This window comes from Pseudomonas sp. GW821-FHT02H09 (assembly GCF_059421425.1).
In genome coordinates, this window is the sequence record NZ_JBWKVA010000013.1 from 41,414 (window position 1) to 60,719 (window position 19,306).

Genomic DNA, 19,306 nt, shown 5'->3' on the forward strand with positions numbered 1-19,306 from the left:
CTGGTGTCTGAAAAGCTGGGTCAGGTGGCTTCACGTGGTAACGGTGTAGCCGTCTGTAGCCGGGTCTCAACATGTCGGGGTTAGAATGAATTTATTGTTGTCCGAAGACCAGAGCATGTTGCTCGACACGGTCACGCGGCTTTTCACCAAAGAGTCCACTTCAGATCGGGTACGGATGTGCGAGCCCCTCGGCTTCGATCCAAACCTGTGGCGTTCACTGGTGGAGCTGGGACTTCCTTTGCTTCGGGTGGATGAGCAGTACGGAGGCATTGGCGGCAGTCTGCGGGAGATGACCCTGGTGTCTGCCGCTGCCGGCCGGCAAATCGCTAGCGCACCGATTGCTGACGTGGCAGTGGCGGCGCGCCTTCTCTCTCTGATTGATAACACTGCCGCACAATCGTGGCTGGAAAGAATTGGTGCAGGAAGCGCCATCGTTACCTTGGCATGGCAGCAAGGATCCGAGCAGATCGTCAGTAGTGCCGCCATAGCTGATGCAATCATCCACCTGGACGGCGATACGCTCAAGTTGGCCGTGGTGGGAGAGAAAAAAATTACCCATCGTCCCAACTTGGGATCATTGCCGCTAGGTAACTTCGCAAGCGGGGACTTCGAAAACATTGAGCTAATGCATGGGCGTTCTGCGGTTCGGTTATTCGACGTCGCTCGTGAAGAATGGCAGTTGCTCACGGCTGCGATGCTGCTGGGTATCTGCGAACGGGCGCAGGAGTTTGCTGCCGAGTATGGCAATGAACGCACTGCATTTGGCGTGAAGATCGGCAGCTTCCAGGGGTTGTCCCATCCCTTGGCGGAGAGCCGTATTGGCCTTGAGGGCGGCCAGCTCTTGATCGACTATGCACTGTGGTCTATTCAGGCGCAACGACAGGACGCTGCCGCACAGATTTCAATGGCTTACTGGTGGGCCACGCAAGTCAGCCAGGATGGTCTCCCCAGGTGCCTGCATATATTTGGCGGTTATGGGGTGTCTGAAGAGCATGACATCCAGCTGTTCGTACGTCGCGGGATCGCTTTGGGTAATGTTCTGGGCGATGCTCAGCAAGTTCTTCTGTCCGTGGCCGATCGGCTCTGGGGCGACAAACAATGCACCTTGCCGTCGGCGGGTAACACAAATCTGGATTTCGACCTTGGCCCGGCAGCGCACGCAATGACCGAGCGGGTCAATGCCTTCTTCCGAGAACATCTGACAGAAGAAAGCAGGCCCTTCCGCCATCATTCGTGGGACGGCTATATGCCGCGCATGTACAAAAAACTGGCGGCGGAAAACCTCCTGTTTCCTCATTGGCCGAAGGCTTACGGTGGACTTGAGGCAACGCCGGCAGAACGCTATGCGTTAACCCAGGCGTTCTATGAAAATCGCTGGACGATCTTCCCCCAATCTACCTCCCGGATCATCGGTGAGATGATACTCAAGTTTGGCTCCGAATCACTCAAGGCCAAAGTGCTTCCGGAGATTGTCCGCGGCGAAGCGGTGTGCTGCCTGGGGTTGACCGAGCCACATTGTGGCTCGGATGTGTTTGCGGCCAAGACCCGGGCTGTGCGCAAGGGGCAGAACTGGGTGATCAATGGCCAGAAGATGTTCACCAGTGGGGCCAACATCGGCAAGTATGTAATGTTGCTGACCAATACCGACCCCCAGGCAGCCAAGCATGTGGGCAAGACATTGTTCTTGGTTCCACTCGATCACCCAGGAGTAGAGGTCCACCGCGTCGACACAATCTCTGCCGATCGTACCAACATCACCTACTACACCGACGTCGAGATTCCCGACGACTACCGTCTGGGCGAGGTCAACTCCGGCTCTTCAGCACTCGGCTACATGCTAAGCCTTGAGCAGGACGGTTCGCCTTACGGTTTTGAGTTTGCTCATCTAATTCGGCAGGTAGCCGATTGGGCGAGGGAAACGGTCTGGGGTGAGGGCGTTGTGTTCGACTGTCCGCTGGCAAAAAGTCGCCTGGCCACCGCGGCAGTGCATCACAAAGTGGCGGAGGTTTTATTCCTGCGCATGGTTCATAACGAGGAACGGCATTTGGTGCAACGACACCATGCGTCCATGCTCAAGGCTTTTACGACCGAGAGTTGGAAAAACGATGCGCAGGCGCTTTTGGCATTGTCAGCGCCCTACAGTCTGATCAGCAACACCGCAAACCTTGGCTATGTGGAGGAGGGTTGGCGCTCTTCACTGGCGGCCTGCATCTATGGTGGGTCGACACAGGTACACCTTAGTGTTACCGCCGAAAGGGCGCTCGGCTTGCCCCGTTCCCGCTGATAACCATTGTTCAACGATTGATTACAAGAAAAGGACATGATGATGACAGCTCCGGAATTCATTGATTACGCGGTAGATGGGGGGGTGGCGGTCATCACCCTGAATCGACCCGAACAGCGCAACGCTCAGAACCGTTTGTTTCTCCAGCAACTGGACGCAGCCTGGGATCGGGCGGCGCTGGATCCACAGGTACGGGTCATCGTGCTTAAGGCGATGGGGCCGCATTTCTCCACTGGCCATGACCTGACAACCATTGATGGACATTGCGAACTCAACTGGGCACGTGATGGTATCTCCGGTCTCTACTCTTATGAACGGCAATACTTCGTTGGCTTGAGTCGCAAGTGGCGGGATATCCCGAAACCGAGCATTGCAGCAGTGCAGGGCAAGTGCATCGCTGCAGGACTGATGCTGTGCTGGCCTTGCGACCTGATTATGGCTGCGGAGAATGCCGAGTTCAGTGACCCAGTCGTGCTCATGGGCATTGGCGGTGTGGAGTATCACGGCCATACCTGGGAGCTGGGACCACGCAAAGCGAAGGAAATGTTGTTCAGGGCCAAACCTGTGAATGCCCAGGATGCGTTCCGCCTTGGCATGGTCAACCACGTCTATCCGCTGGAGAGCTTGGTTGAGGAAACCATGAAGGTCGCAGCCGAGATTGCACAGATGGAACCTTTCGGTCTGGCAATGGCCAAGCGAGCCGTGAATCAGACTCTGGATATTCAGGGGCAATATTCTGCGATCCAGACAGTTTTCGATATTCACACAATCGGTCATGGCAACGCACTGGGGCGGAACCTAGCATCGGGGGAAGGGGAATACGCAGTGTTGATGGGGTTGGACGGCATGAAGAACGCTAACAAGCGGACCTGAAATGTGTCATTCATCCAATAGCCACGAACAGTTGTAGTGAGGACGAAATATGACGGTATTGAATGACCTGCCAGTTGACCACCTGGCTGATGACATCCCGGTCGTCGATCCTGCGACCGGTGAACTGATTTGCACTTTGAAAGATGGTGGCGCGGCAGCTGTTGATGCTGCTGTAAAACGTGCCCGAGAGAGCTTCGACGCCGGGGTTTGGCGCAACATGTCGGGCTCTGCGCGCGCCAAGCTGATGTGGAAAGTGGCCGATCTGGTCGAGGAACGTATCGATCAGTTCGCCGAATGCGAAGCGCGAAATAATGGCATGTCTCGGGGTATGGCCAAGGCACTGGCATACATGGGCATCGAAATGTTTCGGTATTACAGCGGCTGGTGCACCAAGATCCGCTCCGATGTCGCTCAGTTGCGTCAGGATGCAGGAATTCTCGGGGGCGGCCCTACCGAGCATCATGCGTATTCGTTGTATGAACCGGTGGGTGTTGTTGGCTTGATTGTACCCTGGAACGGCCCCCTGATGAGCACGATGGCGAAGCTTGCACCGGCACTGGCGGCCGGCTGCAGTTGCATCCTGAAGCCGGCAGAAGATACTCCTCTTTCAGCATTGATGCTGCTGGACGTGTTCAAGGACGTCGGTATGCCTGAGGGAGTCGTCAACATGGTTGTTGGTCGTGGTCCCACGGTGGGCGCTGCGATTTCTGCTCATGAAGACATCGACAAGGTGTCGTTCACTGGCTCGACGGAGACTGGCAAACTAATTGCCCGGGCTGCGACGGGGAACCTCAAACGCGTGACCCTGGAACTCGGTGGCAAATCCCCGGTACTCATTTTCAAGGACGCCGATCTGAGTAAGGCTATCCCGACTGCGGCTATGGGGATTTTCGCTAACGCCGGCCAGGGTTGTACGTCGGGTTCGCGGATCTACGTCGAGCGGGAGGTCTATGAGCAGGTGCTCGCAGGGCTGGTCGAAATCGCCACAAACCTGCGCCTCGGAGGCAGGAACGACGTGGATGCGCAAATCGGGCCGCTGATCAGCAACCGCCATCTCAATCGCGTGTCTGGCATGGTGGAAGAAGGTCGACGCGAAGGCGCCAATATTATCTGTGGGGGCAAGCGTGCTGATCGGGCGGGCTACTTCTATGAGCCCACGATCATCACTGACGTCGACACCTCGATGCGGATTTATCGCGAAGAAATTTTTGGGCCGGTTGTTTGTGTCGTTCCATTCGATGATGAGGCTGAGGTGGTCAAGGAGGCCAATGCTTCCGTCTACGGGCTTGCTGCAGCTGTGTGGACGAACGATATCAGTCGCGGACACCGCTTGGCCAAAAGACTTGAGGCCGGTACGGTTTGGGTCAATTGCCAGAATATTTTCGATCCAGGTATTTCGTTCGGCGGACTCAAGCAGTCGGGTTGGGGGCAGGAGTATGGCTGGAAAGGGCTCGAAACCTACATGCATAGCAAGACGGTGTACGTAGAGATCTGAAAGCGCTGATCGTCGAAGCGTGCTGGCGATCGCCGGCACGCTTTCGTTGTATCAGTCGAAGTTGTTAAACCAGGCAGGATTCTCCAGGTCGGGCAACATCCGGTACTGCTTGCCTGGAAGCGGACCCTCCTCCTTGTATGTGATCTGCACATCACGTTTAGCGAACTTCCAGCCTTCGGCGGTGCGGACCAACGCATCGTAGTAGAGGGCGATGATCCGGAACCTGGTACTGACGATATGCAGCGTATGCCGCGCTCGCGCTCTATCCCCCGTGACCCGGTCGACCACAATGTTGTGTGCCATCTGGTGCACGAATCCGCCTCTATAACCTTCACTGACGAGTTTTTTCAGGTTGTCTCGGCCGTGTATCACTAGCGTATCGGGTTCGGAAACGCGGAATTCGATGTCCTCTGCGAGGGTGAGAGCATATCCCTCCCAGTCAGCATGGTTGAGCCGATCTGCGTATGTTTCGATTAGTTCACGGATCGCCATGCGATCATAGAACGTTGGATCTGGAAGAGTGTGCGACACGATGTTCTCCATCTCGAAGGGGCGATTCGCTGTAGCTCCTAGCGCTGCCATGGCGCGCGCTAAAGGTAACAGTAGGGTGGTGGCGACGATCCCCAGGACCGTTCGCCGGGTTTTGTTCACGCGGTGCATGCCGTTCGCACCCGTAAAGCGCAGATGACAGGAACCATCAGGAAGCTTCTTGAACCTGCGGTTCACGTGGTGGCTGGGCAATGGCAGCATCTGAGCGCGCAATGATGTCTCGGGCGGCGATGAACCCGAAAGTCATGGCTGGTCCGACGGAACCTCCCCCACCAGGATAGTGGCCGGAGAATGCGCTGAGCATGTCGAGGCCGCTGGCATACAGGCCATCGATTGGCTGGCGATCCTTATCCAGCACACGTGATGCAGCGTCGGTAACCAGGCCCGCATAGGTACCCAAGTTTCCAGGTTCGAGTCTGTGTGCGTAATAGGGTGGTTGATCTATAGGCGCGAGCCCGCGGTTTGGCCATTGTGAAGGTGGCAGTGCCAACAGGTCATAACGGGCCTCCCCTCGATGGAAATCGAGATCCTTGCCGGCTTCGGCCATGTCATTGAAACGGCTGACGGTCTGCTCCAGATTGGCGGCAGGAACGCCAATTTTCTCCGCCAGCTCGGCCAGGCTGTTGGCCCGGATCAGGTGCCCGCTTTTCACGAACCTGTTGAGGAAGCGCGGAAGCCCGGGTGGATAATCCTTGACCTGGCCAAAGCGGAAACGCATCACGTGGCGGTGATCGGCGATTGCATAAGAGTGAACCGCGCCAGCATCGCACATGGCACGCATGAACATGTTGTAGGACAACGCTTCGTTTACATAGCGCTTGCCCTCGGCGTTTACCACGATGCTGCCAGGTGCTCCCAAGGAGTGTGAATGCAGACCTTGGGTTACATGACCATCGGGGTGTTGCATGACTGAGAGCACGCAACCGGCATAGTTGTTGTAAGCGGCCGGCTGGAAGTCTGCACCTGCAGCCATTCCCATTCGTGCCGCGTCGCCCTGGTTGCTTGGCACCGTAGCGCTCAGATGCTGCCCTGGATAGGGGAGATACTTGGCACACAGCTCTGGATCGTGCCCGAAGCCGCCGGAAGCCAGCACCACACCATGGCGCGCGTTGAGGGTGACGGTTTTGCCATCGTGGATGACGGTGACACCGACAACGGCGCCGTCCTTTTTGATCAGGCCCGTAGCTGGCGTGTTCACCCACATCTGAACGCCTTCCTTACGTGCCGATTTGATCAGGCGGGCAATCAGTGCCCGCCCGAATGCCAGGCGCATGCCCTTGCCATATAGCAAGCGGTCACGGCCGTACTGCATTATCCGCCACATCGAATATAGAGCGGACTTCACCGAACGCGTTGCCTGCATGAAATGCGGAATATCCTCGAGGTCCGCCATCATGTCTTTGCCCAATGCGATCAGGCACTCGTGAGGAGGGCGCAGCAGGTGAATGTCGTCACCCAGCAATCGCCCGTCGTATACAACCGGGCCAATAGTACGGCTGTGTTTACCAGCGCCCGGCAATTCCGAGCAATAGTCGACATAGTGCGCGCCGTAGAGGAAACGTACTTCAGTTCGGGTCTCCAGGAAGTTGAACAACTTGGGTGAGTTTTCCAGGAATGCTTCAACCATATCGGGCCGTACCGCGTCACCTGCCAGACTATTCAGGTAGAGCCGTACCTGTTCCCGAGAGTCATATGCATCGTCAGGCATGGTGATGCGGTTTAGGGGCATCCACATATATCCGCCCGAAAGCGCGGTCGTTCCACCAAGGTAAGGGGACTTTTCCACCATCAAAACACTCAGACCAGCGTTAGCGGCCGTCACGGCAGCAGCGAATCCGGCACCTCCCGAGCCGACGACCACCACATCAAAATTCAATTGGTCCGGTGAGGGTGTTGTGGATGTGGAGGACGCTATTTTGTTCTTGTTCATGCTGAGTCCTTTTAGAACGTCAAGATGACGCGTTTTATTTAGCATGGTTCGGCGCTGCGACCAGTCGCTGGTTTGAATGCCGTGCTCCCGGGCTCCTCAGGCCGGAGTGATCCGGGCGACTATTGCGAATCCCTCAGAACAATAGGAAATCGACATCATTCAGTCAATAGATTGATTAAATCATTTGATTGAATTGACTTGTCCGTACACAGCAATGCCACACGTGACCCAGGCGGTCGGGAGGGAGGCCCGGCCAGTCTGGGATACGTTGAGTGCGAGTTTCATTGATCTGGGGGGTAGATGGCTCTACCTAAGAAGGGTGGAAGACGGGTCACCGGGGGCGGTGCTATACACCCTGTTCATAAATGCGCTGAAGTCAGATCTTTCCTTCAGGCGCCTGGAAACCGCCTATTGCGAAGTTGACGATATGGTCGATGACATTTTCGATGTTCGTGGGATCACACAAGCCGTCACTGACCTGCTTGATGCGTATCGAGGTCCGGCTGGTAGGGACAAAATAACCGGTTGCGACCAGCACCATGCCAACCATCAAATCGTATCGCCAGCAGATCGCTTCGTGGCTCACGTCGGGCAGAGCACGCCGAAGCGCTGCGACGAAGCGCTTGAAAACGATATCGAACTCAGCGGCAGAAACTTCGCTCACCCAAGGCTGACTCAGCGTGCGCAGCAGCAGCAAAAGTGGGCCGAGGTAAAAACTTTCATGTTTCGGGTCAGTGGCCGCTCTCAATGCCGGTTCGGCAAAGCATCGGATGATTTTAGAAACTTCGAGGCGACCATCCGGACCCACGCTCGTTTCATATGCAGTCAGCGCTTCCAGCCGAGTCTTGTTGACTGGGCCTGCGAGCGATTTGAATACCTCGCGGGCCAGATTTTCCTTGGTACCGAAATGGTAACCGATGGACGCAGAGTTGACGTCAGCCTCGATGGTGATTTCCCGCGTGGAGACGCCATCAATCCCATGTTCTGCAAAGAGCTTGGAAGCAGCAGCAATCAGGAGTTCAGGTGCATCTGTATGCCTAACGCTCTTACCCGTTTTTTTCATGTTTTTCGCGTTCTCTGGGCGCCGATTGGAAACGGTCGATTGACGGTTTCCAATTCGATCGATTGATAGACTTCCGAATTTTGGAGGGGATCATACTCCGAATCATTAGCATCTGAAAACATACTGTCGACCCTGCGCTGAGCGTAAACGAGCGGCTGCAAAAACGCGGCGAATGTCGGTACTGGACGTAATAAAAATCAACACATCGCGTTGATGCTAACGCAGTTTTTCGCTGAAAAGGCCCAGTCTGACACTACTGAAATTGGCTAGAGGTCGCGTATTCACTGGGCTCTAGCTGGTCCTAAAGCGAAATCTGCAGGGATGTTTGACAGCAGGGCATCACTTCGCAATAATCTCAATCAATTGATTGAATCACTATCTCGGCGAGAGCAGTTGATGAACAAAAATAATGTAAATGATCAAGCTCCAACTCAAGCTATCGAAGCGGCCGTACAGGGTGGTGACATCGCCGTCCTCTTGGCGGTTCTGGTTCAACTGACCGGTGATGAAGCATTTCTGGATGAGTGCCGACCCTATATCAAGGGACCTTGGGACTTCATGGTAGAGGTGCCGAAGGCGCTGGACGAGAAGGTCCGCAACGCTTTGCTGGACGTTTTGCTCAGCGGCAAGGCCGACCAGGCGAAGGTGCCAAGCGCGGCACTCATTGAGCGGATCATGGGCGCCATTGTCGGGGAGGAGGTACCTGCGGACTACGTCAGCATGCTCTCCCAAGACCTGGGTTTTGTCCCGGCCCCCTCGATCCAGCCTGCTGCTGATCCCGCAGATTTCAAGGTGCTGGTAATCGGAGCTGGATTGTCCGGCATCTGTGCAGCCATTCGCCTGAAAGAGGCGGGTTATGCCTATGAGGTTCTGGAGAAGAACAACGAAGTGGGCGGGACGTGGTATGAAAACGTTTATCCAGGCTGTGCTGTCGACACGCCTAACCACTTTTATTCGTATTCATTCGAGCTGAACCACAACTGGTCGCGTTATTTCGCCAAGCGCGATGAGCTCTTTGGGTACCTCAAACGTACCGCTGAAAAATACGATGTTTTGCGAGATATTCGATTCGAGACAGAAGTAGAGTCTACGATCTACGACGATGAGCGTGGTATCTGGACGGTGCGTTCGCGTACGAAAGATGGTGTTGTCAGCGAGCGCGAAGCCAATGCGGTGTTCTTTGCTGTTGGTGGCCTGACCCGTCCGGCCTGGCCAAAGCTCGATGGTATCGAGGACTACGAAGGAATTAAGCTGCACACCGCTGACTGGGACTCCTCGGTGAGCCTACGCGGTCGGCGCGTGGCTTTGGTTGGTACTGGTGCCAGTGCCATGCAGGCAGGCCCGGCAATTGCCGAGGAAGTGGAGCAGCTCACCATATTCCAGCGCTCCCCGCAGTGGGTATCGCCTAATCCCAATTATCACCGCGAAGTGCCTGAAGGGAAGAAGCTGGCCCTTGAGTTGATTCCGTTCTACGCCCGCTGGTTTCGCTTCCAGCTGTTCTGGGCAGGGGCAGACATGATGCATGACTCGCTCATTCGGGATCCACAGTGGCCACATCCAGAGCGTTCACTGAATGCCAAGAACGACGTGATGCGCGAACGTTTGATCGGCCATATCGAGTCGCAGCTCGAAGGCCGACCTGACCTGGTCGAGAAGGTAGTTCCTACCTACCCACCGTATGGGAAACGGATGCTGCGGGACAACCACTGGTACGCGACGCTGCGGCGTGACAATGTCGAACTGGTTGCCGGCACAGTGGAAAAACTCACTAAAACAGGTTTGGTGTCCGAGGGTATCGAGCGCCCTGCGGATATCATAATTTTCGCAACCGGGTTCAGCACCCATGAATCTCTGGCACCTATCGAAATCCGGGGGCGTGCCGGCAAGAGCATTCGCGATGTATGGGGCAAGGATGACCCGCGTGCGTACCTGGGTGTGACCGTACCGCAATTCCCCAACATGTTCGTACTGTTCGGCCCGAATACGGTACTGGCTCACGGCGGCAGCGCAGTGTTCCATTCCGAAGTGCAGGTGACCTACGCGATGCATGCCTTGGCTTCTCTGGTTAACCGCCAAGGCAAGTCGTTGGAGTGTCGTCAGGATGTGCACGATGCCTACAACCAGCGAGTAGATGATGCGCACTCGAACATGGTCTGGTCGCACCCCGGTGTAGATAACTGGTATCGGAACGCGAGTGGCCGAGTCACGATGGCAACGCCTTGGCGGATGGTCGATTACTGGAAATGGTTGTCTTCGTTCGACGAGGCAGACTACATCTGGAAATAGGATCGGCGCTGGCGGCGAAGAGCTGGCTGAAGCGTGGTGTGTGATATCGGTTGTGCACGAGGAATAACAAAATGCAAGGCGATGCAAGTAAGTGGCTCGACTACTCACTCCGTGATCTGACCGTCAACGCGGTCCTTAAATGGCAAGCACAAAAGCGCGGCGAAAAAGTTTTTTTGCGAACGGTGGAGGGCCAAACCTTCACCTACAGCCAGGTCCATTCAATTACCAATCGCATCGCGAACTGGTTTCTCTCGCAGGGCCTCGGCCATGGGTCGCACGTTGCGGTCATGATGGAGAATGAACTGGAATGTCTTTTCTCCCATATCGCACTGACAAAACTGGGTGCTGTCTCGATCCCCGTCAATACCAGTGCCCGTGGCGGCATGCTGGCCCATTATCTGAACTTTTCAGATGCCGTGGCATTGATCGCGAGCGCGGAGTTTGCCGAGCGAGTTGTCGCAATCGGTGATGAGGTGGGGGGCACTCTAGAACGTTTGCTCGTCGTCGGCGGCAATCAGTTAAAAGATCATGGTAAATACCTGGTCGCCGATTTTGCTGATAGTGATCATGCTTCAGAGGCTGATGTAACCATTGAAGTAAAATTCAACGACCTTGCATTCATCATGTTCACCTCCGGAACGACCGGGCCGTCAAAAGGTGTAATGTTTACCCAGGCGCGTGCCTTCATGTGGGATGAGGCAATCGTTCCTGCTTATGGGGTCAGTGAGAAGGATACCTACTTCGTCTGTACACCTCTTTCCCATGCGACAGGCCTGTTCTCCGGGGTCTGGACCATGATGTCGGTTGGCGGCAGTATTGGCCTGACACCGCGTTTCTCGGCCCGCCAGTTTTGGAGCCAGGTACGGTCGACCGGCGCCACCTATACCACCCTGCTTGGTGCCATGGTTTCGTTCATCGAGGGTTTGGAAGAACTGCCGGACGACCTCGATAACCCCCTCCGGTTTATCAGCGCTGCGCCATATCCTGTGACTTGGGAGGCGTTCGAGAAGCGATTCGGTTTACAGCTTTCGATTGCCTATGGCCTGACCGACCATTCCGTGCCCACGCGCTTGCCGATGAATGCACCGCGGGAAAAGCGGGGATCGACCGGAACAATTACTCCTGGCTTCGAACTGCTGATCGTCGATGAAGACGATATTCCGGTTCCCACAGGTATGACCGGAGAGTGTCTCATCCGTGCCCGTTATCCTTGGCACAGCAGTTCGGGGTACTACAAATTGCCTGAGCAGACGCTTCAGGCGCATCGCAATGGCTGGTTCCACACCGGCGATCGTGGATACCTGGACCAGGATGGATATTTCTGGTTCGTCGATCGTGCCAAAGACACCATCAGACGCCTCGGCGAGAACATTTCGGCGTACGAAGTCGAACAATTTGCAGGTACGCACCCGGCCATCGCCGAGATCGCCGCGTACCCCATGGCCGCCGACCAGAGCGAGGAAGAGGTGGCTGTGTCAGTGGTTGCGCGGACCGGAATGACCATTGAGCCGCCGGAGCTCATCCGGTACTGCCTAGAAACCATGCCTCGCTTTATGGTGCCGCGGTTCATCCATATCACTGACAGCCTGCCCCGAAATCTTAATCAGCGCGTGGAGAAATACAAACTACGTGCATGGTGTGAAGAAAATCGCAGTCATGTCTGGGACAAGGAGTCCGACCGTGAATTCCAGCGAGTACGCAGCGCCTGAATGACATCAGCCGCATGTTGTCCTTTTCCACCATCTTCATTTCGGTTCCGTGATGAGGATGGACACCCCTCAGCCAGAGGTCGTTCGCTATGGATACAGTCGTAAAGCCGGCAGCTGATACGTTGCTGGAAATGTACCGAATAGCTGCATTGATCATGTTAAATGACCAGCACTCCCATCAGGTCATTATGACCGGGAAGATCGCAGCGCCTTATTACTCACCCCGAGGCCAGGAAATTATCCCAGCCGCCATGGCCGTGAACCTTCGCCAAGGCGATTACCTGTCGACGATCTACCGCGGTACACACGACATGATTGCCAAGGGGGTTCCATTAAAGGAACTCTGGGCAGAGGTGGCCGGGCGGATCACGGGTACCAGCAAAGGCAAGGGGGGGCCTATGCACATCACCCACCCGGCCTCTGGCTGCATGATCACCACGGGTATCGTGGGTTCTTCAATGCCCATTGCAAACGGGTTGGCGTGGGCCTCGCAACTCAGTGGCGATGGCAAGGTGACAGTTGCCACTTTCGGGGACGGTGCTTCGAACATCGGTGCGTTTCACGAGTCGCTGAACCTGGCATCGCTGTGGAAACTGCCAGTCGTCTTCCTTTGCCAGAACAACCAGTACAGTGAACATACCACCTATGCCAAGAGCACGGCGGTGGCGCGTATTTCAGACCGTGCAGCGTCCTACGATATGCCCGGTATCCATGTCGATGGTAATGATCCAGTGGCCATGTATGCCGCAGCACGTGAAGCGATCGAGCGCGCACGCGCTGGAGAAGGCCCGACACTGATCGAGGCCATGACCTTTCGATTCAAGGGGCATGTGCTCGGTGACGCCGACGGGTATATGGATAAGGAAGTCAAACAAGCAGCCGTCGCGGCCGACCCTGTTAAACGCTTCCGCCAGTACCTGCTACATGAAGGCATCGCTACCGAATCGCAACTTGCCGAAATCGAGGCTCAGGCCGATCAGCAAATTACCGAAGCAATTGAGTTTGCGCTTGCCAGCCCATGGCCAGAATACGATGAACTTCGCAAAGATGTTTACGCAGATGAGGTGCCGTCATGACTGATAAAACCCAAATGCAGCTGACGAATCTGGAGGCCCTCAACCAAGCGTTGGCGGACGCGATGGAGGCGGATCCCAAGGTCCTGGTCCTGGGGGAAGATGTGGCTGACCCGGAAGAAGGCGGCGTGTGTGGCGTCACTCGAGGATTGTCCACCCGCTTCGGTGATCACCGCGTACGTTCTACACCGATTTCCGAGCAAGCTATTGTCGGCGCTGCGATCGGGGCGTCACTGGTAGGTTATCGACCGGTCGCGGAGATCATGCTGATGAACTTCAGTGCGGTGGCAATGGACATGATCGTTAACCATGCCGCCAAACTACGCTTCATGAGCGGGGGGCAAACGAGTGTGCCCATCACCATACGGATGATGACAGGCACCGGATTCGCTTCAGGCGGACAGCATAGTGATTATCTCGAAGCTTGGTACGCACATACACCGGGCTTGAAAGTGGTGGCGCCATGGGATGCTGCCGATTGCTATGGTTTGCTGCGATCCTGTATCGATGATCCCGACCCTTGCATCTTCATCGAGAATGGTCCGTCCTACTGGAGCAAGAGTCCTGTACTGGGTGGGCTTGAACCAATCCCGCTGGGCAAGGCGGCTGTCGTGCGCAAAGGCACAGACATTACCTTGGTGTCCTATTCCCGAATGGTCACTCAATGCCTGGCGGTTGCTGAAGCGCTCAGTGCTGAAGGCATTTCTGTCGAGGTGATAAACCTGCGGACCATTCAACCGTGGGATCGCGAAACCGTTCTCGACTCAGTAGCAAAAACCTGTCGGCTGGCCGTAGTCCACGAGGCGGTGAAACAGTTCGGTGTAGGCGCGGAGATCGCCGCCGTTGTTCAGGAGGCACTCTTCCATGAGTTGAAGTCGCCAGTACTGCGCTTCGGCGGAGCGTTCTCTCCGGTTCCCTACAGCCAGCCCCTCGAGAGTGCGTATGCGCCACGTCAGGCCGACATACTCGAGGGAATTCGCAAGGCGATGGCACGCTGATTCCTCTTGGTGCCGTTTAAGCGAACTGCGCCAGCCACTCTGGTGATTCAAAAATGAGAACGACAATGAAAAACAAGATCGTGGTTGTCACAGGCGCATTCGGATTCATGGGCAGTGCTGTCGTCGAGGCGCTGCAGCGCAGCGGTGCCAGCGTAGTGGCGCTTGATTACGCAAGTCATGCTCCTCAAGCACTGGCGACAGTGTTTGGGGAATGTGAGTATGTGCAGGGAAGCGTCGATATAGCGGATTATGAAGCAGCAACTCGTGTCGCCCACGACGTTGTCGAACGAGTTGGCGCTCCGGATGCACTGGTTAATATTGCTGGTGGTTTTTCTTGGGAAACGCTCGCCCAGGGCAGCTTTGAAACCTGGGGCCGTCTTTTCAGAATGAATGTCGAGACCGCCGTCAGCGCGAGTAAAGCATTCCTGCCTTTCGTTCGCCAATCCGAAGCCGGGCGCATCATCAATATTGGTGCGGCAGCAGCTGTCAAAGCCGGGGCTGGCATGGGGCCTTATGCTGCCTCCAAGAGCGGGGTGATGCGCTTCACCGAAAGTTTGGCCGAAGAGGTTAAAGGGGACAGTACCGTTACCGTAAATGCGCTGCTTCCTTCTATTCTCGATACTCCTGCGAATCGTAGCAGCATGCCGGATGCCGATTTCAGCCAGTGGGTGAAACCTGAGGACATCGCGGCAGCGGTGCTGTTTTTGTTAAGTCCGCGAGCGAGCGGCATTACCGGTGCGCTGATTCCCGTGACCGGCAGGGTGTAGTTAAACGCAATATGCCTGGCGGTATCAGACCGCCAGCAACTATTTCATCATTCCTTCCTGAGCGAGGTCAATCCTTTGGCCTCCGGCGTCGAGGTCTTCATGACAACTGATCGCACTTACCCGCTGGCACCCTGGCCCAGTGTCGACTTCTCGTCTTTCGGTGAAGTCGAAGAAAAAAAACTTTCAAGGATTCAAGGCTTGACTGGGAGCTTCCTGAGTCGAAACTGGGCGCTTATTCCCCATGTCACCCATAACGATGACGCCGATATCACCGAGATGGAGTCGCGTCGAAAAGCATGGAATGCGAAGGAGGGCAACAGCAAGATCACGCCTGTCAGTTTGTTGATAAAAGCCCTGGTTACAGCACTGCAGGAATTTCCGATTTTCAATAGCTCGCTGTCCAGCGACTTCTCCTCTGTTGTCTTCAAGAAGTACTACAACATAGGGGTGGCCGTGGATACGCCCCAAGGTCTTCTCGTGCCAGTGATTCGAGACTGTGAAAAGAAAAGTGTAAGTGAGCTTGCATATGAGCTGGCCGCTATTTCAGAGAAAGCCAAAACCAAGGGTTTGTCGCTGGCAGAAATGTCTGGCAGCTGTATTACTTTGAGCTCTTTGGGTCATCTGGGCGGAACCAGTTTCACTCCGATAATCAATGCTCCGGATGTTGCCATTCTGGGAGTGACTCGTAATCGACTCGTGCCTGCCAAAGCTGCTGACAGTGATGCCATTGATTGGCGTTTAATGATGCCGCTGTCCCTCAGTTATGACCACCGGCTGATTAATGGTGCCGATGCTGCGCGTTTCACGCGTTTCGTCGCTGACTGTCTCGCTTCCGAAGCTATGTTTTCTTAGCTGACAGATTGAGAGGTATTAATTCATGACATCTTCTTGCCAGGTATCGGCTGGCGTAGCGCTGATCACAGGTGCTGCGCGGCGTATTGGTGCAGTGGTGGCCGAGCAGCTGCACGAGGCTGGTTACCGTGTCGTACTGCACTGCAATCACTCCATCGATCAAGCCCAGACACTGTGTGCAATGCTGAATCAGCGTCGAGACGATTCAGCCTATGTTCTTAGAGCAAACCTTTGCAACATGGAGGAGGTGGAGCATCTGGCGCGCGAAGCTCAGGCAAGGTGGGGGCGGCTCGACGTATTGGTAAACAATGCGTCAAGTTTCTATCCGACGCCGGTGGGAAGTATCACCGCCCACGAGTGGGATGATCTGATCGGCACCAACCTCAAGGCGCCTCTTTTCTTGAGCCAGGCACTGGCAACTGAGCTGAGATCGCGCCAGGGCTCCATTATCAACATCGCCGATGTCCACGCTGATCGCCCCCTTTCGCAACACCCGGTGTACTGCGCAGCGAAGGCCGGCAACATCATGCTGACCCAATCGCTGGCGAAGGATTTGGCACCCGATGTTCGGGTTAATGGAGTCGCCCCCGGAGCGATCCTCTGGCCTGAAAACGAAGGGGAGCTTAGCGATGACAACAAGCAGACGATCCTCGGCAAGATCGCCCTCAATCGGCTTGGCACGCCCAGGGACATTGCAAGAACGATACGATTCCTGGTGACTGATGCGCCTTATATCACCGGACAGATCATCGCTGTTGACGGCGGCCGGTCACTGGTGAGCTAGTCGCTCAAAATAATACCGGTTCCGTGGAAGTGGGTACGACAGGTCCTTCTAAGAGGTTGCCCCACCCGTTCCGCATCAATGAGCAATCAACGAAAGAAATTCGGAGCGGGTGCTGGGGTTGGTTCTGAATTCTCCCAGCATGGCGGAGGTCTTCATGCTGGAGTTCTGCTTTTCGACCCCGCGCATCATCATGCACATGTGCGTGGCTTCGATGATCACGCCTACGCCGGCGGCGTTAGTGACTTCAGCGATAGTCTCGGCAATCTGCATGGTGAGCTGTTCCTGAATCTGAAAACGGCGAGCGAACATATCGACGATCCGTGCCAGCTTTGACAGCCCGAGCACGCGACCGGTGGGAATGTAGGCGATATGTGCCTTACCCACAAACGGCAGCAGATGGTGCTCGCACAACGAATAGAGTTCGACATCCTTGACCAGAACCATCTCGCTGCAATCAGAAGGGAACAGCGCGCCATTGATGACCTCTTCCAGAGTCTGGCTGTAACCCCGGGTAAGGTATCGCATGGCCTCAGCGGCGCGATCAGGGGTGTCCTTCAAACCAGGGCGTGTGATGTCTTCGCCTACAGCAACGATGATACGGGAATACTCTGCTTTCATATCTTTCCTTCCGGGAAGCGCGGGTGGTATGGCCATAAAGGTGGCCTTTGCAACAATGCATCATTCATTTGATTCAATCAATCGATTGACAGTAAATATCCGCTTGGCTACCCTCCGGATACCTATTTCAGGTAGCTCCAAAGCCACGTCGTTTCGGTAGTCTTTGGCGCGTGACCTTCATAACAAGAATTCATGCTCGATACGTTCAGAGCGTGCTGCCGTCCGGGAGGCGACAAGGTGAGTGCAATACAGATCGATAGGCCCGCTGAGGGCATAGTTCGCCTGACCCTCAATCGCCCTGAATCGTTGAATGCGTTTACGTTCGACATGATCGAAACCTTCATCGCAACGCTTGAAGAGGTGCGCTTCGATCTTTCTGTGCGGGTGGTCATTATCACCGGTGCTGGAGAGCGTTTTTGTGCGGGCCTGGACACGCGAGCTAGCGGATTGCCGGGCTGGGTGGACGAGTCTGTGGGCAAGGCCCAGCGCATTCGGGCAGTGATGGCCAAGTTGGGATCAGTGCCGTTGTTGATGCGCAAGTTGCCACAACCGGTGATCGTTGCAGTGAACGGTGCGACGGCGGGCCTGGGTTACTCCATCGCACTGGCGGCAGATCTGTGTATCGCTGCGCAATCCTCCAAATTCGTCAATGCCTTCCACAACATGGGGACAGGCCACGAACTGGGTTTCAGCTACATGCTGCCGCGTCTTGTCGGCTATCAGCGAGCGGCAGAAATCATGCTCACGGGCCGGCAGATCATGGCGGACGAAGCAGCGGCTATCGGCATGATCCTGAGGTCTGTACCTGACGAAATACTTCAGGTCCAGGCTTTGGAGCTCGCCGGGCAGATCATGCTGAACTGCCCGATCGGCATTGACATCACCAAACAGTCGATGTGGCAAAACGCCGATGTCAGCAGCCTCGAATCAGCGATCGAGCTGGAAAATCGGGGCATTTTCATGAGTCAGAGTACTGAGGATGCTGCTGAGAAGCGCAGGTCCATGGTGGATAAACGCAAACCGGAATTCCATCAGCGGTAAGCCGAAACGCACGCGTGGTTAATAAGGGAGTAGGACATGTCCGAAAGTCGCAAGTGGCTCAAAACAACCGACAATATTACCTTTGAGGTCAAGGATCATATTGCGTTTATCACTTTGAATCGTCCGGAAAAGCGTAACGCGCTGAGTATGAAGACGCTCAAAGAACTTCACTCCGCGTTTCTCGAAGCCGATGACCGTCTGGACGTGAATGCCATCCTTCTGAGTGCTGCTGGCAAGGACTTTTGCGCCGGTTACGACTTATCTGACGGGTATGGTGGCGGTGGTCGGGAGGCGAGCGATCAACCTGGTGCCGATCTCTATCGTAGCGGAACCAGCAGGCTCGACGATGACATCTGGGCGCTGGAGCGGCAGCAGGATTACATGTCGATCATTTTCGATCTACACAAGCCGGTCGTTGCCAGCATCAAGGGCAACTGCTTGGCTGGCGGTACTGACCTGGCGTTCTCATGCGATATCGTCCTGGCTGCCGAGGATGCACGGATCGGATTCCCGGCCGCACGTGCTAACGGTACGCCTCCGAACAACTTCTGGATGTACCACTGCGGGCCGCAATGGACCAAGCGCATGCTGTTCACTGGAGATACCGTCAGTGGTCTTGATGCCGCGTGCCTCGGGCTTGTGCTGGAGTCCTACCCAGCAGAAGAGCTCGATGAACAAGTCGAACAACTGGTACGACGCATCGCCGCCGTAGATGCCGAGATCCTCGCAACCCACAAGCGGGTCGTCAATCGTCAGCTGGAACTGGCGGGGGCGCGTATTTCGCAGCGATATGCCGTGGAGCAGGATGCGATGGCGCATTTGTCTACCGGCCCGCGGCGTACCCAATTCCGCAAGGATGTGACAGAGACTGGGCTGCGCGAGGCGCTCAAGAACCGCGATGCGCCATTTGGCGACGGCAAGATTACCCTGCGTGCGCGGACACTTCAGCGCCGTTGAACAATACGTTAATCATAATGCGAGGAC

16 protein-coding genes are annotated in these 19,306 nt (G+C 55.7%); 12 read left to right on the forward strand and 4 right to left on the reverse strand.

Features of this window, described 5'->3' with window-relative positions; all coding sequences use genetic code 11:
* Nucleotides 1–85 precede the first annotated feature (85 nt).
* Genes AC07VR_RS18190 through AC07VR_RS18200 form a run of 3 tightly spaced genes read left to right on the forward strand, consistent with a single transcriptional unit; the run spans nucleotide 86 to nucleotide 4,652 of the window.
* Complete coding sequence (locus AC07VR_RS18190) at nucleotides 86–2,284, forward strand: acyl-CoA dehydrogenase family protein (RefSeq protein WP_495012058.1); 2,199 nt, start codon at nucleotides 86–88, stop codon at nucleotides 2,282–2,284.
* A 36-nt stretch (nucleotides 2,285–2,320) separates the two neighbouring features.
* Nucleotides 2,321–3,157, forward strand: a complete 837-nt coding sequence (locus AC07VR_RS18195; RefSeq protein ID WP_495012059.1) for an enoyl-CoA hydratase — start codon at nucleotides 2,321–2,323, stop codon at nucleotides 3,155–3,157.
* 49 nt (nucleotides 3,158–3,206) lie between these two features.
* Nucleotides 3,207–4,652 carry an aldehyde dehydrogenase family protein gene (locus AC07VR_RS18200; RefSeq protein ID WP_495012060.1) on the forward strand — a complete coding sequence of 482 codons (1,446 nt, stop codon included), beginning with the start codon at nucleotides 3,207–3,209 and terminating at the stop codon, nucleotides 4,650–4,652.
* Nucleotides 4,653–4,703: 51 nt separating this feature from the next.
* Here the strand turns inward: AC07VR_RS18200 and AC07VR_RS18205 are convergent, their stop codons facing one another.
* The 3 genes from AC07VR_RS18205 to AC07VR_RS18215 all read right to left on the reverse strand — a co-directional run bounded on the left by AC07VR_RS18205 (nucleotide 4,704) and on the right by AC07VR_RS18215 (nucleotide 8,194).
* On the reverse strand, nucleotides 4,704–5,402 hold the full coding sequence (locus AC07VR_RS18205) for a nuclear transport factor 2 family protein (protein ID WP_495012061.1): 699 nt from the start codon (nucleotides 5,400–5,402) through the stop codon (nucleotides 4,704–4,706).
* A complete protein-coding gene (locus tag AC07VR_RS18210) occupies nucleotides 5,350–7,131 on the reverse strand; it encodes an FAD-dependent oxidoreductase (protein ID WP_495012062.1) in 1,782 nt (593 codons plus the stop codon). The genes AC07VR_RS18205 and AC07VR_RS18210 overlap by 53 nt, the downstream gene beginning before the upstream one ends.
* 376 nt (nucleotides 7,132–7,507) lie before the next feature.
* Nucleotides 7,508–8,194 carry a TetR/AcrR family transcriptional regulator gene (locus AC07VR_RS18215; protein ID WP_495012063.1) on the reverse strand — a complete coding sequence of 229 codons (687 nt, stop codon included), beginning with the start codon at nucleotides 8,192–8,194 and terminating at the stop codon, nucleotides 7,508–7,510.
* 396 nt (nucleotides 8,195–8,590) lie between these two features.
* Between AC07VR_RS18215 and AC07VR_RS18220 the strand changes: the two genes are divergently transcribed.
* The 7 genes from AC07VR_RS18220 (at nucleotide 8,591) to AC07VR_RS18250 (ending at nucleotide 16,663) form a co-directional block, all read left to right on the forward strand.
* Entirely contained in the window at nucleotides 8,591–10,480 is a 1,890-nt protein-coding gene (locus AC07VR_RS18220) for a flavin-containing monooxygenase (protein WP_495012064.1), read from the forward strand.
* A gap of 71 nt (nucleotides 10,481–10,551) precedes the next feature.
* Nucleotides 10,552–12,189, forward strand: coding sequence for an AMP-binding protein (locus AC07VR_RS18225; protein WP_495012065.1), 1,638 nt, complete (start codon nucleotides 10,552–10,554; stop codon nucleotides 12,187–12,189).
* Between the two features lie 89 nt (nucleotides 12,190–12,278).
* Nucleotides 12,279–13,265, forward strand: a complete 987-nt coding sequence (locus AC07VR_RS18230; protein WP_495012066.1) for a thiamine pyrophosphate-dependent dehydrogenase E1 component subunit alpha — start codon at nucleotides 12,279–12,281, stop codon at nucleotides 13,263–13,265.
* Nucleotides 13,262–14,260, forward strand: coding sequence for an alpha-ketoacid dehydrogenase subunit beta (locus tag AC07VR_RS18235; RefSeq protein ID WP_495012067.1), 999 nt, complete (start codon nucleotides 13,262–13,264; stop codon nucleotides 14,258–14,260). The genes AC07VR_RS18230 and AC07VR_RS18235 overlap by 4 nt, the downstream gene beginning before the upstream one ends.
* Nucleotides 14,261–14,325: 65 nt before the next feature.
* Nucleotides 14,326–15,027, forward strand: a complete 702-nt coding sequence (locus tag AC07VR_RS18240; RefSeq protein WP_495012068.1) for an SDR family NAD(P)-dependent oxidoreductase — start codon at nucleotides 14,326–14,328, stop codon at nucleotides 15,025–15,027.
* A 99-nt stretch (nucleotides 15,028–15,126) separates the two neighbouring features.
* Nucleotides 15,127–15,879, forward strand: a complete 753-nt coding sequence (locus AC07VR_RS18245) for a 2-oxo acid dehydrogenase subunit E2 (RefSeq protein WP_495012069.1) — start codon at nucleotides 15,127–15,129, stop codon at nucleotides 15,877–15,879.
* 25 nt (nucleotides 15,880–15,904) lie between these two features.
* Nucleotides 15,905–16,663 carry a pteridine reductase gene (locus AC07VR_RS18250; protein WP_495012070.1) on the forward strand — a complete coding sequence of 253 codons (759 nt, stop codon included), beginning with the start codon at nucleotides 15,905–15,907 and terminating at the stop codon, nucleotides 16,661–16,663.
* 75 nt (nucleotides 16,664–16,738) lie between these two features.
* Here AC07VR_RS18250 and folE read toward each other — a convergent pair whose 3' ends face one another.
* Complete coding sequence (gene folE / locus AC07VR_RS18255; protein ID WP_495012071.1) at nucleotides 16,739–17,281, reverse strand: GTP cyclohydrolase I FolE; 543 nt, start codon at nucleotides 17,279–17,281, stop codon at nucleotides 16,739–16,741.
* A 237-nt stretch (nucleotides 17,282–17,518) separates the two neighbouring features.
* Between folE and AC07VR_RS18260 the strand changes: the two genes are divergently transcribed.
* On the forward strand, nucleotides 17,519–18,322 hold the full coding sequence (locus tag AC07VR_RS18260; RefSeq protein ID WP_495012072.1) for an enoyl-CoA hydratase/isomerase family protein: 804 nt from the start codon (nucleotides 17,519–17,521) through the stop codon (nucleotides 18,320–18,322).
* A 36-nt stretch (nucleotides 18,323–18,358) separates the two neighbouring features.
* Nucleotides 18,359–19,279 carry a crotonase/enoyl-CoA hydratase family protein gene (locus AC07VR_RS18265; protein ID WP_495012073.1) on the forward strand — a complete coding sequence of 307 codons (921 nt, stop codon included), beginning with the start codon at nucleotides 18,359–18,361 and terminating at the stop codon, nucleotides 19,277–19,279.
* Nucleotides 19,280–19,306 lie beyond the last annotated feature (27 nt).